Below are 15,738 nucleotides of genomic sequence, written 5' to 3'. Positions count from 1 at the left end.
GTGAGCCATGATCAACGTAGACCTGCAACAACTCATCCAGGCGCTGGACGCCGAAACCCGTCGTGATCTGGAACGTTCTGCCGAGCGTTGCGTGGCCCGTGGTGGCAGCAAGATCCTCGTCGAAGATTTGATGCTCGGCCTGCTCGAGCGCCCGAATGGCTTGTTGTCGCGCGCACTGCAGGATGCAGACGTCGACGCCGGTGAACTCAGCGCCGCGCTGCAATCGCGGGTCGAACACAGCGCTTCGCGTAACCCTGTGTTCGCCCCGGAACTGGTGCAGTGGCTGCAAGACGCGCTGCTGGTGGCCAATCTCGAACTGGGCCAGACCCAGGTCGAAGACGCCGCGCTGATCCTCGCGCTGCTGCGTAATCCGATGCGCTACGCCGGCAGCCGTTATCAGCCGCTGCTCGCCAAGCTGAACATTGATCGCCTGAAGGAATTTGCCCTGTCGCAACAGGAGCAACCGGCGGCCAACGGCAAACCAGCGGCGCAGGGCGAATCGCTGCTGCAGCGCTTCACCCACAACCTGACCCAACAGGCCCGCGACGGCAAACTCGACCCGGTGCTGTGCCGTGACGGCGCGATTCGGCAGATGGTCGACATCCTCGCCCGTCGCCGCAAGAACAACCCGATCGTCGTCGGTGAGGCCGGTGTCGGCAAGACCGCCATCGTCGAAGGTCTGGCGTCGCGAATCGCCGCCGGTGAAGTGCCGCAAGTGCTCAAAGGCGTAGAACTGCTGTCGCTGGACATGGGCCTGCTGCAGGCTGGCGCCAGCGTCAAAGGTGAGTTCGAACGTCGTCTTAAAGGCGTGATCGACGAAGTCAAAGCCTCGCCAAAACCGATCATTCTGTTCATCGACGAAGCCCACACCCTGATCGGCGCGGGCGGCAACGCGGGCGGTTCCGACGCGGCCAACCTGCTGAAGCCGGCACTGGCCCGTGGCGAACTGCGCACCATCGCTGCGACCACTTGGGCCGAGTACAAGAAATACTTCGAGAAAGACCCGGCGCTGGCCCGTCGTTTCCAACCGGTGCAACTGCACGAACCGACCGTCAGTGAAGCGGTGACCATCCTCCGTGGTCTGGCCCAGGTTTACGAGAAGAGCCACGGCATTTACCTGCGCGATGACGCGGTGGTTTCGGCGGCTGAATTGTCCGCACGTTATCTGGCCGGTCGGCAGTTGCCGGACAAAGCTGTCGACGTTCTCGACACTGCTTGTGCCCGCGTACGCATCAGCCTCGCCGCCGCCCCGGAAAGCCTTGAGCGCCTGCGTGGCGAACTGGCTGAAGGTGGCCGTCAGCGTCAGGCCCTGCGCCGCGATGCCGAAGCCGGTCTGCTGATCGACCACGAAGCGCTGGAGGCACTGGAAGCGCGTCTCGACGAAGCCGAAACTGAAATGGTCGCGCTGGAAACCCTGTGGACTGAACAGAAGCAATTGGCCGAGCGCCTGTTGGAACTGCGTCAGCAACTGGCCAAGGCTCGCGAAGCCGCCGCCGTCGAGCCGACCGTCAGCGTCGAAGAAGACGCCGAAGGCACGGTGATCGAAACCGTCGCTGCCGAAGTCGAAGAAGGCCAAAGCGTCGAGGCGCTTGAAGCCCAACTCAACGAAACCCACAGCGCCCTGACCGCCGCCCAAGTCAAAGAGCGTCTGGTCAGCTTCGAAGTCTGCCCGCGTCTGGTCGCCGAAGTGATCAGCGCCTGGACCGGCGTGCCATTGGCGCAACTGGCCCGTGAGCACAACGCCAAAGTCGCCAGTTTCGCCACTGACCTGCGCACGCGCATCCGTGGTCAGGAACAGGCCGTGCACGCACTGGATCGCTCGATGCGCGCCACCGCTGCCGGTCTGAACAAGCCTGACGCGCCGGTCGGTGTGTTCCTGCTGGTCGGCCCGAGCGGCGTCGGTAAAACCGAAACCGCGCTGGCCCTGGCTGACTTGCTGTACGGCGGTGATCGTTTCATCACCACCATCAACATGTCCGAGTTCCAGGAGAAGCACACCGTCTCCCGTCTGATCGGCGCACCACCAGGCTACGTCGGTTACGGCGAGGGCGGCATGCTCACCGAAGCCGTACGCCAGAAACCGTACTCGGTGGTGTTGCTCGATGAAGTCGAAAAGGCTGACCCGGACGTGCTCAACCTGTTCTACCAAATCTTCGACAAAGGCGTGGCCAACGACGGCGAGGGTCGCGAGATCGACTTCCGCAATACGTTGATCCTGATGACCTCGAACCTCGGTAGCGACAAGATCAGCGACCTCTGCGAAAACGGCGCACGCCCGACCGCTGAAGTCCTCGAAGAAACCATTCGCCCGGTACTCAGCAAACACTTCAAACCGGCGCTGCTGGCGCGGATGAAAGTGGTGCCGTACTACCCGGTCGGCGGCCCGGTATTGCGCGAGCTGATCGAGATCAAACTCGGTCGTCTCGGCGAGCGCCTCAACCGTCGTCAGCTGGATTTCAGCTGGTGCCAGAACCTCGTCGATCACCTGTCCGAGCGTTGCACGCAAAGCGAAAGCGGTGCGCGCCTGATCGACCATTTGCTCGACCAGCACGTTTTGCCGCTGGTTGCGGATCGTCTGCTCGACGCCATGGCCACCGGTGAAAGCCTCAAGCGTGTGCATGCCACGCTCGACGGCGAGTCCAGCGTGACGTGCGAGTTCGCCTGAGGTGGGTGTGATGTTCACTCAGGTGCCGCAGCCACTGGTCTATGCCGAAGCGTTGCTGGCGCAGTTCGCCAGTCTGTCGCGGGCGGCGGACGGTGCTGCGTTGCTGGGTGACTTCGTGCGTGGGTTGGCCGAGTTGAGCGGTTGCGAATTGACGCAGCTGTATCTGCTCGACGCCACCCACACGTGCCTGGGGATGAATGCCGAATACCTCGACGGCGCCTTGCAACCGCGTGAAGCGGCGAGCCTGCCGGCGGATTACAACGGTGAGCAACTGCTGCAATTCGCCCTGTGCCAGAACCGCGTGGTGTGCCTCGACGACTTGAGCGGCAGCCTGCACGAAACCAGTTTCCTGCCAGCGGCGACCTCGCCGTGGCAGTCGCTGTTGTGCGTGCCACTGGTCAATCAGCACAAAGCTGTTGAAGGTTTGCTGTTGTGCGCCAGCCGTCGTCGTACCAACCTGCAAGGCTTCGCCGATTCCCTCGGCCAGCTCGGCTCGTTCGTGCTTGGCCAGTTGCATTTGCTGCAACGTCTGCGCCAGCCACTGGCGGAATCGGCAACAGTGGCGCGCAGCGTGCCGAGCATCAGTGGTTATGGTTTGATCGGCAAAAGCGCGGCGATGCGTCAGACCCATTCGCTGATCAGCAAAGTCCTGCACAGCCCGTACACCGTGTTGTTGCGCGGCGAAACCGGCACCGGCAAGGAAGTCGTTGCGCGGGCGATTCACGATTGCGGCCCGCGCCGTTCCCAGGCGTTTATCGTGCAGAACTGCGCGGCGGTTCCGGAAAATCTGCTGGAAAGCGAGCTGTTCGGCTATCGCAAAGGCGCGTTCACCGGTGCCGATCGCGACCGCGCCGGCCTGTTCGATGCGGCCAATGGCGGCACGTTGTTGCTCGACGAGATCGGCGACATGCCGTTGTCGTTGCAGGCGAAGATCTTGCGCGTGTTGCAGGAAGGCGAGATCCGTCCGCTGGGCTCCAACGACACGCACAAAATCGATGTACGCATCATCGCCGCAACGCACCGCGATCTGTCGACGCTGGTCAGCGAAGGCAAATTCCGCGAGGACTTGTACTACCGCCTCGCGCAATTCCCGATCGAGCTGCCGGCGCTGCGTCAGCGTGAAGGCGACATCCTCGAACTGGCCCAGCACTTCGCCGAGAAGACCTGCACGTATTTGCAACGCGATCCGGTGCGCTGGTCGAGTGCGGCGCTGGAACACCTGTCCGGCTACAACTTCCCCGGCAACGTGCGTGAACTCAAGGCATTGGTCGAACGTGCGGTGCTGTTGTGCGAAGGCGGCGAGTTGCTCGCCGAGCATTTCTCCCTGCGCATGGAGCCGATGCCGGAAGACAACAGCCACTTGAATTTGCGCGAACGTCTGGAGCAGGTCGAACGCACGTTATTGCTCGATTGCCTGCGCAAAAACGACGGCAACCAGACCCTCGCCGCCCGTGAACTGGGCTTGCCGCGACGCACGCTGCTGTATCGGCTCGGCCGTTTGAACATCAATCTGGGAGATTTCGATGGGTAGGCAAAACTTCATCGAAATCCCCACAAAAACCAATTTCAGCGCCGCCCGCAAGGGTCGGCGCTTTGTGCTTTGTCTACACCTGGAGACCCTCTGATGTCTGTTCGTCACTGGCACGCTGTCCTGCTGACCCTCGTCGTTCTATGCGGCCTTGGCGGCTGTAGCGGCAATTACAAATTCAACGACAACGACTATCGCCCGTTGGGTGATCCGCAAGCGGTCAATCGCGGCAAGTGACCGCAAGGAGCATCAAACATGGAATTGGTTTTCGAAATGCTGAACACCAAGCAGTTCGTGCCCACCGAGTTGTGCCAGAAGACCTTTAAACAGGCCGGCGGCGTGATCGGGCGGGGCGAGGACTGCGACTGGATCATCCCTGACCGCAAGCGTCATCTGTCCAATCACCACGCGATTGTCAGTTACCGCGAGGGCACGTTCTTCCTCACCGACACCAGCAGCAACGGTGTCCAGGACGGCGAGAGCGGCGCACGCCTGCACAAAGGCGAACCGGTGCGCATCGAACACGGCAGCACCTACGTACTGGGTGACTTCGAGATTCGCGCGCGCCTGGTGCGTGACCCGGCGACCTTCGACGGTGAAGTCGGCCGTCCACGCGCTGCCGGCAGCATCATCCCGGACGACGCGTTCCTCGATCTCGACCCGCTCAATGCCCTTGAACAGCAAGAGCGTGTTTACTCGGAAATCGACGAACTGCTGGCGCCGAACACCAAACCTGAAGACTCCCGTCAGCGTGCCGACTACGCGCGCATCGACATGGAAAGCCTGATGGTGCCGGAGCTGATTGCAGCCCCCGTCGAACCTGAGCCCGCTCCGGCACCGAAAGCCGTTGAGCGCCAGAGCGAAGGTTTCTGGGATCATTTCGGTGCGGCGCTGGGTGTCGACGTCAAAGGCCTCAGCCACGACGAACGCGAAGCCCTGGCGTTGAACGCGGCGCGCTTGCTGCGCCAAAGCATCGGCGGTTTGCAGCAGAGCCTGCGCACCCGTTCGGAGCTGAAAAACGAACTGCGTCTGGCCCAGACCACCGTGCAAGGCACCAACAAGAATCCGCTGAAATTCGCCGTCGATCCGAGCGAAGCGCTGCAGATTCTGTTGCAGCCAAGCAAGCCCGGCCATCTGCCGGCCGAGCAAGCGATTTCCCGCGCGTTCCGCGATCTGCAGGCGCATCAAGTCGCACTGCTGACCGCCAGCCGCGCCGCCGTACGCGGCACCCTGGAGCACTTCTCGCCGGAGCAACTGACCCTGCGTTTCGAGCGTGACAACAAGCCGTTGATCGCGACATCGGGCGGGCGCTGGAGAGCGTTCGGCCGCTATCACCAGGCGCTGCGTCAGGACGATGACTGGAGCGAGCGTCTGCTGGCCCGCGACTTCGCCCAGGCCTACGAAGAACAGATCCGCCTGATCTCCACCCTCCACACCGACCACCAAGGATGATGCGCATGTCTCGCCGCTCGACCGCTTTTTTCAAGACGCTGACTGCGCTCACCGTGCTGGTGCTGCTCGCCGGTTGCTCGTCGCTGTCGCCGTACTCGAAAGTGACCAAGATCAACCTGAAGCTGACCGGCAGCGATCAGCTCAACCCGGACCTCAACGGTCGGCCGTCGCCGATCGTCGTGCGCCTGTTCGAACTCAAGCACCCGGTGACCTTCGAGAACGCTGATTTCTTCAGCCTTTACGAACGCGCCAAGGAATCCCTCAACCCGGATCTGGTGGCCAGCGAAGAGCTCGAACTACGCCCGGGTGAAACCGTGGAGATGAAGCTCAAGGTGGAAGAGGGCAGCCTTTATGTTGGCGTTCTCGCCGCTTACCGCGACTTGCCGGAAACCCAATGGCGCCACACCGTTCAGATCACTCCGCTGGAAGTCACCGAAGTCGATCTGACTCTGGACCAGACCGGCATCCGTAACACCAATCAAGTGCTCGCCAAGGCGGATGACTGATCATGAATACCCATAAAGTCATTTGGCAGGAAGGCATGCTGCTGCGGCCGCAGCACTTCCAGCACAACGATCGTTATTACGATCACCAGATGAAAACCCGCACCCAATTGTTGGGTGGTTACACCTGGGGTTTCCTCAATCTGGAGATCGACTTGCAGTTCCTCAACATGGGCAAACTGGTGATCAGTGAAGCCTCGGGGATTCTGCCGGACGGCAGCCTGTTCGAACTCGGTGGCAACACCGAGCCGCTGGCGCTGGACGTACCGCCGAACACCGGCAACACACCGATCTACCTGGCGCTGCCGCTGGTCACCGGCAACCACATCGAGTCGCGCCGTCCGGAGCAATCCGACGTGCTCGCGCGTTACACCGCGTACGACGCCGAAGTGGCCGACTCCAACGCCGGCGACGATTCCGCCAGCCAGGTCAGCTGCGGTCGCCCGGACTTCAAACTGTTGCTCGGCGAGCAGCAGAGCGATCAGGCCTACGTCAAGCTGAAGATCTGCGACGTGCTCGACACCACGCCGGACGGCGTGATCAGCCTCGACCCGGACTTCGTGCCGACCTACATTCAGGCCCACGCCTCCAGCTATCTGCTGTCGTGCCTGAAAGAAGTCATCAGCATGCTCAACCACCGTGGCGACACGATTGCCGAGCGGATTCGCTCCAACGGCAAGGTCGGCGGTGCTGAGGTCGGGGACTTCATGATGCTGCAACTGATCAACCGCACCGAACTGCTGCTGCGCCACTACCTCGGCCTGGAGCAAGTGCACCCGGAAGAGTTGTACCGCACGCTGCTGACCATGCTCGGCGATCTGGCGACCTTTTCCGGCGAGAGCAAACGCCCGCGCCTGGACAGCCGCTACTCCCACGCTGACCAGGGTGGGAGCTTCCGCAAACTGATGGAAGCGATTCGTCAGGTGCTGTCGATGGTGCTCGAACAGCACGCCATCGAACTGATCCTGCAAGCGCGTCAGTACGGCATCATCGTCTCGCCGTTGCACGACCACAAACTGCTCGGCTCGGCGTCGTTCGTGCTGGCAGCCAGTGCCAACTGCGACTCCGAAGAACTGCGCCACCGCTTGCCGGCGCACCTCAAGGTCGGCCCGGTGGAGCGTATCCGCCAACTGGTCAACCTGCACTTGCCGGGGATCAAGGTCAAACCGTTGCCGGTGGCCCCGCGGCAGATCGCGTTCCATTCGAACAAAACCTATTTCATCCTCGAACTCAGTTCCGAAGACCTGGCACAACTCGAGCGCTCCGGCGGTTTCGCGTTCCATGTGTCCGGCGAATTCGCCGAGCTTGAACTGAAATTCTGGGCCATCAGGAACTGACCGACATGATCAAGGAAACGGATTACAACCAGGACGACAAAACCGTCCTGCTCGATCGTCAAGGCCACGGACCGGCATCGAGTCCGCTGACCGACTTCGCCGCGCCGCCGCGTTTCGAGCAACTGGAAGAACGCATGATCTACGCCGCGCGCCTGCGCCCGGCAGAAGCGTTCAACATCAGCCTCAATTCGCTGGTCGCTGCTTCGTCCGAACTGCTTTCGGAAGTGGTGCGCCTCAAGCACAGCGAAACCCGCGAAGATTTGTACGCGCTCAACGAGCGCCTGACCGCCGGGCTCAAGCTGTTTGAAGTGCGTGCCCTGCACAATGGCGCCGAAAGCAGCCAGGTGATGGCCGCGCGTTACGTGCTCTGCACCGTGGTCGACGAAGCTGTCGTGACCACGCCGTGGGGCAACGAAAGCGAATGGTCGCAGATGAGTCTGCTGAGCAGCTTCCACAACGAAACCTTCGGTGGCGAGAAGTTCTTCCAGTTGCTCGATCGACTGTCGAAAAACCCGGTCAAGCATCTGCCGATGCTCGAACTGATGTACCTGTGCCTGTCCCTCGGTTTCGAGGGCAAGTACCGCGTACAGGCACGCGGCATGCTCGAACTCGAAGGCATCCGCGATGCTCTGTATCGGCAGATCCGTCAGTTGCGTGGCGACGTGCCGCGCGAGTTGTCGCCGCACTGGGAAGGCTTGAACGATCAGCGCCGTAACCTGGTGCGCATCGTGCCGGCGTGGATGGTGGTGTTGTTCACTTTCGTCTGTCTGGTGGTGATGTATTCGGGCTTCGCCTGGGTCTTGGGCGAGCAGCGCGACACCGTTCTGCAACCATATCAGCCGCTTGATCCGGCCGCGGTGCAACCGCAGTCGCAGCCGTAAACAGGGACGTGTGATGAAAAAGTTTTTCAAGAAAGTCGGCGCCTTCCTGCGCCAGACCTGGGTCTGGACCTTGCTGCTGGTGCTGTTCGTGGCGCTGCTGGTGTGGTTCGTCGGCCCGTTGTTGGCGGTTGATGATTACAAGTTCTGGGAGAGCTCGACCTCTCGCTTGCTGACCATCGCTGTGCTGTTCCTGATCTGGGGCCTGACCATGGTCTTCGTCAGCTGGCGCTCGGGTATTCGCAAGAAAGCCGAGGAAGAAAGCGAGGACGGCCAGGACCGTATTCGCCGTGAAGAGTTGATCGACGAAGAGCAGAAAGAGTTGAAGGCGCGCTTCAAAGATGCGCTGAAAACCCTGAAGACCTCGAGCCTGTATCGCGGCCGCAGCGAGCGCTGGCGCAGCGACTTGCCGTGGTACCTGCTGATCGGTCCGCAGGCCTCGGGCAAAACCAGTCTGCTGGACTTTTCCGGTCTGGAATTCCCGATCAACAAGATCGACCGCAAGCTGACCCGCGACACCCTCGGCACCCGTCATTGCGACTGGTACTTCGCCGACCACGGTGTGCTGATCGACACCGCCGGGCGTTACACCACGCAACCGGATGTGGAAGTCGACGGCGGTGCCTGGACGACGTTGCTGGAGCTGCTGCGCAAGCGTCGTCGCGGGCGTCCGTTGAACGGCGTGCTGGTGACCATTCCGGTGGAAACCCTGCTCGGTGGCAGTGAGCAGGACATCGACACCCTCGCGCGCCAGATTCGCGGCCGTCTGCAAGACGTGCATCAGAAACTGCACGTCGACGTGCCGGTGTATCTGGTCCTGAGCAAGGCTGACAAGCTGCTCGGCTTCGACGAGTTCTTCGATCAATTGACCCGCGAAGAAAGCGATCAAGTGCTCGGCACCAGTTTCCGCAAGGACCAGGTCGGCACCGACGTCGCTGTGCTGCGCAACGAGTTCGAAGAACTGCTGCGTCGCCTCAACAGCCAAGTGATCATGCGCATGCACTCCGAGCGCGATACCCAGCGCCGTGGCCGCATCCTCGACTTCCCGCATCAACTCGGGCAGATCGGCGAGCGCCTGTGCCTGTTCGTCGACATGGCGTTCACTGGCAACCGTTATCAGCGTGCCACGCAACTGCGCGGTTTCTACCTGACCAGCGCGCCGCACCTGACCCAAGAGATGGATGCCACCACCGCCGGCATCGGCGCCAGTCTCGGCATGAGCGCCGGCGTGCTGCCGACCCTGCGCAGCGGCCGTTCGCGTTTCATCCATCACTTGTTCAGCCAAGTGATTTTCCCCGAAGCCGATCTGGCCGGTCTGGACAAACGCGAACGCAGCCGCATCCATTGGGGCCAGCGTGCGCTGTACGTCGGCGCACTCGCTTCGCTGGCGCTGTTCGGCATGCTCTGGGCCGGTGGTTTCTCGGCCAACTACGAGCGCCTGGAAAACCTGCGCAATCTGGCGCAGAACTGGACGCAGCAGCGCACGGCACTTTCGCCGCGTGATGACGCCATGGGCGTGCTGAAAACCCTCGACAGCAGCTACGCCGCGACACAGGTGTTCCCGAAGAAGGGCGACGTTTCGTATCACGAACGTGGTGGTCTGTATCAGGGCGAAGACGTCAATCCAGTGGTCAAAGAGGCTTACGAGCGCGAGCTTGAAAAGCAACTGCTGCCACGGGTGGCGACCATGCTCGAAGGGCAGATCCGCGCCAATATGAAGGACCGCGACCGCCTGCTCAACAGCCTGCGCGCGTACCTGATGTTGAACATGAAGGATCGTCGCGATGCCGCGTGGCTCAAGGACTGGGTCGCTACTGACTGGTCGACGCGCTATACCGGCAACACCGCCGTACAGAACGGTTTGAGTGCGCACCTCGATCGCCTGCTGAAGCAGCCGTTTATCTACCCGCTGAACGACCAATTGGTCACTCAGGCGCGTCAGGTATTGCGCAGCGAATCGCTGGCCACCGTGGTTTACCGCATGCTCCGCGAGCAGGCGCGCAACCTGCCGGACTATCGTTTCAGCCAACACCTCGGCCCACAAGGCTCGCTGTTTATCGGCACCGAATACGTGATCCCGGGGTTCTACACGCAAACCGGTTATCAGCAGTATTTCTCGGTACAGGGTTCGGCGCTGGTTACCGACATCCTGCGTGACAACTGGGTGCTCGGCGAAGGCGCGGGCATCAGCGACATGGACTTGCGTCGCCTGATGGTCGAGTTGGAGCAGCTGTACTTCCGCGACTACGCCAACTATTGGAGCGAAGCGGTTGGCCAGGTTGCCCTGCCGCCGATCAGCGACGCCGGTGAAGGCGCCGAGCAACTGGCGGGCCTGACCTCGGCCAACTCGCCGGTGCTGGCATTGCTCACTGAAGTGCGTGAGAACACCCGCTTCCAGGCCGCTGCAGACCCTGTCGAAGAAGCTGGCGACGCTGCTGATGCGCTGGCTGGGCAGAAAGGCAAACTGGGTAAGGTTGGCAAACTTGCCGCCGCCGCCGCGGACAAGGCTTCGGCCCTGAACGTGGCGAAGACCCTGCCGGACACCGCGAAGAAGTCGCTGCAACGCCGCTTCGAACCGTTGCATCGTTTGCTCGATGACAACAACGGCCCGGCTGCGGACCTGACGCCTGCACTGAGCGCGCTCAACGACCTGCAACTGCAACTGGCCGGTCTGGCCCGTTCCAGCACGCCGGAACAAGCCGCGTTCGAAATGGCGAAAACCCGCATGAGCGGCCAGCGTGATGCGCTGACCAACCTGCGCAATGCGTCTGGCCGTCTGCCGCGTCCGCTCAGCGTGTGGTTCAACGTGCTGGCCGAAGACTCTTGGCGTCTGGTGCTTAACGATGCTTACCAATACCTGAACGGTCGTTATCAAAACGAGCTGTACAGCGTGTATGGCAAAACCATCAGCAAGCGTTATCCGTTCAGCGCCAGCAGCACCAGCGACGTAGCGATCAGCGATTTCCGCGAGTTCTTCCGCGCTCAAGGCACCGTCGACCGTTTCTTCGACAGCTACCTGCGTCCGTTCGTCAGCGGCGATCCGGGCAACTACCGCATGCGCAGCGTCGACGGTCACAGCCTGCCGGTATCGAAGATGTACCTGGACCAGATGGCGGCAGCGCTGACGATTCGTCAGAGCTTCTTCTCGATCAACCCGGCCGAGCCGACCGTGCAGTTCAAACTGGAGCCGTACACCCTCGACCCGGCCGTCAGCCGTTCCGAGTTCAAGTTCGGCGACAAGACCATGGAATACCGCCACGGTCCGATCCTGCCAATGTCGTTCAAATGGCCGACCGATGCTGAAGACGGTCGCACCAGCCTGGTCATGGACAAAATGGCCGGGCGTCCGATCGGCATCGAGAAGAACTCCGGTCCATGGTCGCTGTTCCGTCTGTTCGACCTGATGCAGACCGAGTACCTGAGCGGTCGCGACGTGCTGGTGCTGAAAGCCGACGTAGGTGGCCTGCGCGCCAACTACCTGCTGACCAGCCAGCGCACGCCGAACCCGTTCGACATGGGCGTGCTGCGCACCTTCCGTATGCCGGTGCAGCTCTGATGCTGGTGGCCAGTGCCTGGCGCAGCGCGGCGCGTACCGACCCGGGCAAGGTGCGGGCGCGCAACGAAGATGCTTTCCTCGACTCGCCGCAGCAGGGGCTGTGGGTGGTCGCGGACGGCATGGGCGGTCATCAGGGTGGCGACATCGCCAGCCAGTTGATCGTCGCCAGCCTGGCTGAACTGCCGCAACACGAGGACTTCGACGAACGCCTCAAAGCCATTCGCCAGTGCCTGCACTGGTTGAACCGGCGTTTGGGGCAGGAGTTGACGGTCACCGCCGGACGTCACGACAGCATCATGGGCAGCACCGTCGTGGCGCTGCTGGTGGAAGGCAATCGCGCGGCCTGCATCTGGGCCGGCGACAGCCGTTGTTACATGTGGCGCGGACAGCGGCTGTATCAGCTGTCCAAGGACCATTCGCTGCAACAGCAATTGATCGACGAACAGCAAATGAGCGTCGAACAAGCGGCGGCACACCCGGCGGCTCAGGCGTTGACCCGAGCTGTTGGCGCGGCCGAAACACTGACCCTGGATGTACTGGAACTCGAGGTCTATCCGGGCGATGCATTTTTGCTCTGCAGCGATGGTTTGTATCAGGGCCTGAGCAGCGATGCCCTCGGCAACGCCCTCAGCCTCAGCGCGCCGCACGTGGCGCTGGAACGTTTGTTCGACGGCGCCCTGCGTGGCGCCGCGCGCGACAACCTGACAGCCGTGGTGATCCGCCAATGACTGAAATCGAATCCTCAGTCGATGACTTGCTGATGAGCGAAGAACAGGCCAACAACCTGACCTACTTCGCCTTCGCCAAGGAGAACAAAGCAGCACCTTTGCTGGCGCCGACCAAGGCCAGCATCGGTGCACTGCCGGATGTACTCGCCGGTCGCTACCACCTCGAGCGTCTGCTCGGGGCCGGTGGCATGGGCGCCGTTTACCGGGCGCGGGATCTGCTGCACGAACAGTTCGGTGATCCCGATCCTTACATCGCGCTGAAAATCCTCAGCGAAGAATTTGCCGAATCGCCGGACGCCAGTGCCTTGCTCTACAGCGAGTTCGCCCTGACCCGACGCCTGCGCCACGACAACGTCGTGCGTGCACACACTTTTGAAGTCGACACCGACTGCCAGCGGGCCTTCATCACCATGGAGTACATGCGTGGCCTGACCCTGGACAAATTGCTCTGCGAGCGGCCCCTCGGCCTGCCGTGGCACGAACTGCGCGACATCGTCCTGCCGCTGCTCGACACGCTGGCCTACGCCCACGGTCGCGGCGTGCTGCACGGTGACATGAAACCGAGCAACGTCATGCTCAGCGAAGACGGCTTGCGCCTCTTTGACTTCGGCCTCGGTCAGGCAGAGGAGGGTGTGATGCCCGGCCTGCCGCATCTGAGTCGCGAACGCTTCAACGCCTGGACCCCGGGCTACGCCGCCCCCGAACTGCTTGAGGGCCAACCTTTGTCGGCCAGCGCGGACGTGTACGGCGTGGCCTGCGTGATCTACGAACTGGCGGGCGGCAAACACCCGTTCCGCCGCTTGCCCTCGACCCAGGCCCGCGACGAGCACCTGGAGCGCGAGCTGCAAGCGCCGGCGAACTTACCGAAACACGGCTGGCCAGCGCTGCGAACCGCGCTGAGCTTCGACCCTGCAGCACGCACCATCACTGCCCAACAATTGCGTGACGCCTTGGGCGCCACTTCGTCCTGGCTGCAACGTCTGCGACTTCGGGCGTAACGGATGACATTCGAACAGGGAGCACTTTATGTTCAACCCAGCTAACGAAACCCACTTCAGCCTCAAGGTCGAAGACTACGTCGGCGACCTGCAAGTGCTGTCGTTCACCGGCACCGAAGGCATCAGCCAGCCGTATCGCTTCGACCTCGAACTGGTCAGCGAAAACCCGGATCTGGACCTCGAACAACTGCTGCACAAGCAGGCGTTTCTCGCATTCGATCCACAAGGCTCGGGCATCCACGGCCAGATCTACCGCGTCGCTCAGGGCGATGCCGGCAAACGCCTGACCCGCTACAAAGTGTCGATGGTGCCGCAACTGCAATACCTGCATCACCGCACCAACCAGCGCATCTACCAGCAGATGTCGGCGCCGAAAATCATTGCGCTGATCCTCGAAGAACACGGCATCAAGGGCAACGCTTACAACTTCCAGCTCAGCCAGCCGTGCCCGGACCGCGACTACTGCGTGCAGTACGACGAAACCGACCTGCACTTCGTCCAGCGCCTGTGCGAAGAGGAAGGCATTCACTACCACTTCCAGCACAGCGACAAAGGCCACCTGCTGGTGTTCGGCGACGACCAGACCGTGTTCCGCAAACTCGGTCAGCCTACCGCGTATGTGCAGGGCAGCGGCATGGTCGCCGAAGAACCGGTGATCAAAGGCTTCAAACTGCGCCTGGAAACCCGCACCAGCCGCACCACACGCCGCGACTACGACTTCGAAAAACCGCGCCTGCAAATGGAAGCCGCCTACAAACCCGAAGGCGAGAGCACTGAGCCGGATCTCGAAGACTACGACTACCCGGGCCGCTTCATCGACCGCGCCCGTGGCAAGTTCCTCAGCCAACGCGCCCTAGAACGCCATCGCGCCGACTACCGGCAGGCCGAAGGTCGCGGCGACCAGACCAAACTGGTCAGCGGCCACTTCATGGAACTGTCCGACCACCCGCGCAGCGAGTGGAACGACCTGTGGCTGCTCACCGAACTCTTCCACGAAGGCAAACAGCCGCAAGTGCTCGAAGAAGGCGTGACCAGCGACACCACTGACAACAAGGACGACTTCCACCAGGGCTACCGCAACACCTTCCTCGCCACCCCGTGGGACGTGTTCTACCGCCCGGCCCTCGAACACCCGAAACCGCGCGTCCTCGGCAGCCAGACCGCCATGGTCACCGGCCCCAAAGGCGAGGAAATCCACTGCGACCAGTACGGCCGCATCAAAGTCCAGTTCCACTGGGACCGCGAAGGCCAGGCCGACGACAAAACCAGCTGCTGGCTGCGCGTCTCCAGCTCCTGGGCCGGCGACCGCTACGGCGCCATCAGCATCCCGCGCATCGGCATGGAAGTCCTCGTCACCTTCCTCGAAGGCGACCCCGACCAACCGCTGGTCACCGGCTGCCTGTACCACAAGGAAAATCCGGTGCCGTACGCCTTGCCGGCGAACAAGACTCGCAGCGTGTTCAAAACCCTTAGCTCGCCGGGTGGTGGTGGGTACAACGAACTGCGTATTGAAGACAAGAAAGGTGCGGAGCAGATCTACATTCATGCCCAGCGTGATTGGGATGAAAACGTTGAGCATGACCAGAAGATTCGGGTCGGTAATGAACGTCACGACACGGTAGTTAAGAACACCTACACAGAGCTGAAGGCTGAAGAACACCGCACCACGATCTCCGACCGCAAGATTGAGGCGAAGCTGGATGACCACCTCACGGTTGGGCAGAACCAGCATGTGAAGCTGGGGACTGCGCAGCTCACCAGCGTGGGGAAAGAGATTCACCTCAAGGCTGGGGACAAGATTGTTATCGAGGCGGGGACAGAGCTGACCATTCTTGGGGGTGGGAGCTTTATCAAGCTGGATGGCGGTGGGGTGACGGTGGTTGGGCCGGTGATCAAAATTAATGCCGGTGGCTCGGCTGGGTCGGGGACTGGCATCGGGATTAAACCGCCGGTGCTGCCGGGGGCGGCGGATAAGGATAAGGCGGGGAGTTTGATGGATCAGGCGTTGGGGAATGCGGTGCCTCAGAAAGCTGACCGTCGACCAATGCGAATGATCAGGTTCTCTGGTTGACCGCCAACGGATCAAAAAGGAT

General features: G+C 61.9%; 11 protein-coding genes. All 11 read left to right on the top strand.

From position 1 onward, the window contains the following. Positions 1–7: 7 nt before the first annotated feature. The 11 genes from tssH to LOY43_RS28040 all read left to right on the top strand — a co-directional run bounded on the left by tssH (position 8) and on the right by LOY43_RS28040 (position 15,716). Positions 8–2,665: a type VI secretion system ATPase TssH gene (tssH, locus tag LOY43_RS28090; protein ID WP_258708999.1), complete on the top strand. Its 2,658-nt coding sequence runs from the start codon at positions 8–10 to the stop codon at positions 2,663–2,665. 10 nt (positions 2,666–2,675) lie between these two features. Continuing rightward, positions 2,676–4,196, top strand: coding sequence for a sigma-54-dependent Fis family transcriptional regulator (locus LOY43_RS28085; RefSeq protein ID WP_095049659.1), 1,521 nt, complete (start codon positions 2,676–2,678; stop codon positions 4,194–4,196). A gap of 93 nt (positions 4,197–4,289) precedes the next feature. After that, a complete protein-coding gene (locus LOY43_RS28080) occupies positions 4,290–4,430 on the top strand; it encodes a hypothetical protein (protein ID WP_003229566.1) in 141 nt (46 codons plus the stop codon). Positions 4,431–4,448: 18 nt separating this feature from the next. Beyond that, entirely contained in the window at positions 4,449–5,645 is a 1,197-nt protein-coding gene (gene tagH / locus LOY43_RS28075) for a type VI secretion system-associated FHA domain protein TagH (protein ID WP_034152083.1), read from the top strand. A gap of 5 nt (positions 5,646–5,650) precedes the next feature. Then, entirely contained in the window at positions 5,651–6,151 is a 501-nt protein-coding gene (gene tssJ, locus LOY43_RS28070; protein ID WP_166221888.1) for a type VI secretion system lipoprotein TssJ, read from the top strand. Between the two features lie 2 nt (positions 6,152–6,153). Beyond that, on the top strand, positions 6,154–7,485 hold the full coding sequence (tssK, locus tag LOY43_RS28065; RefSeq protein WP_007920300.1) for a type VI secretion system baseplate subunit TssK: 1,332 nt from the start codon (positions 6,154–6,156) through the stop codon (positions 7,483–7,485). 5 nt (positions 7,486–7,490) lie between these two features. Beyond that, positions 7,491–8,366, top strand: a complete 876-nt coding sequence (icmH, locus tag LOY43_RS28060; protein ID WP_016985783.1) for a type IVB secretion system protein IcmH/DotU — start codon at positions 7,491–7,493, stop codon at positions 8,364–8,366. Positions 8,367–8,379: 13 nt separating this feature from the next. Further along, a complete protein-coding gene (tssM, locus tag LOY43_RS28055) occupies positions 8,380–11,919 on the top strand; it encodes a type VI secretion system membrane subunit TssM (RefSeq protein WP_258708998.1) in 3,540 nt (1,179 codons plus the stop codon). Beyond that, positions 11,919–12,647: a PP2C family serine/threonine-protein phosphatase gene (locus tag LOY43_RS28050; protein ID WP_007920303.1), complete on the top strand. Its 729-nt coding sequence runs from the start codon at positions 11,919–11,921 to the stop codon at positions 12,645–12,647. The genes tssM and LOY43_RS28050 overlap by 1 nt, the downstream gene beginning before the upstream one ends. Next, positions 12,644–13,645 (top strand): serine/threonine-protein kinase, encoded by a 1,002-nt coding sequence (locus LOY43_RS28045; protein ID WP_258708997.1) that lies wholly within the window; start codon positions 12,644–12,646, stop codon positions 13,643–13,645. The genes LOY43_RS28050 and LOY43_RS28045 overlap by 4 nt, the downstream gene beginning before the upstream one ends. Positions 13,646–13,673: 28 nt before the next feature. After that, positions 13,674–15,716, top strand: coding sequence for a type VI secretion system tip protein VgrG (locus LOY43_RS28040; RefSeq protein ID WP_258708996.1), 2,043 nt, complete (start codon positions 13,674–13,676; stop codon positions 15,714–15,716). The last annotated feature ends 22 nt before the right edge of the window (positions 15,717–15,738 follow it).

Origin of the sequence: Pseudomonas sp. B21-041, from assembly GCF_024748675.1 — a bacterium.
GTDB classification, from domain to species: Bacteria; Pseudomonadota; Gammaproteobacteria; order Pseudomonadales; family Pseudomonadaceae; genus Aquipseudomonas; species Aquipseudomonas neuropathica.
The sequence above is the reverse complement of the archived record's forward strand: the minus strand, read 5'-3'. Positions and strand labels throughout refer to the sequence as shown.

Bases quoted from the DNA above. Each gene is read 5' to 3' on its own strand.
- tssH (WP_258708999.1), top strand. From the start codon at position 8: ATGATCAACGTAGACCTGCAACAACTCATCCAGGCGCTGGACGCCGAA.
- tssK (WP_007920300.1), top strand. From the start codon at position 6,154: ATGAATACCCATAAAGTCATTTGGCAGGAAGGCATGCTGCTGCGGCCG.
- tssJ (WP_166221888.1), top strand. From the start codon at position 5,651: ATGTCTCGCCGCTCGACCGCTTTTTTCAAGACGCTGACTGCGCTCACC.
- LOY43_RS28080 (WP_003229566.1), top strand. From the start codon at position 4,290: ATGTCTGTTCGTCACTGGCACGCTGTCCTGCTGACCCTCGTCGTTCTA.
- LOY43_RS28045 (WP_258708997.1), top strand. From the start codon at position 12,644: ATGACTGAAATCGAATCCTCAGTCGATGACTTGCTGATGAGCGAAGAA.
- LOY43_RS28040 (WP_258708996.1), top strand. From the start codon at position 13,674: ATGTTCAACCCAGCTAACGAAACCCACTTCAGCCTCAAGGTCGAAGAC.
- icmH (WP_016985783.1), top strand. From the start codon at position 7,491: ATGATCAAGGAAACGGATTACAACCAGGACGACAAAACCGTCCTGCTC.
- tssM (WP_258708998.1), top strand. From the start codon at position 8,380: ATGAAAAAGTTTTTCAAGAAAGTCGGCGCCTTCCTGCGCCAGACCTGG.
- LOY43_RS28050 (WP_007920303.1), top strand. From the start codon at position 11,919: ATGCTGGTGGCCAGTGCCTGGCGCAGCGCGGCGCGTACCGACCCGGGC.
- LOY43_RS28085 (WP_095049659.1), top strand. From the start codon at position 2,676: ATGTTCACTCAGGTGCCGCAGCCACTGGTCTATGCCGAAGCGTTGCTG.
- tagH (WP_034152083.1), top strand. From the start codon at position 4,449: ATGGAATTGGTTTTCGAAATGCTGAACACCAAGCAGTTCGTGCCCACC.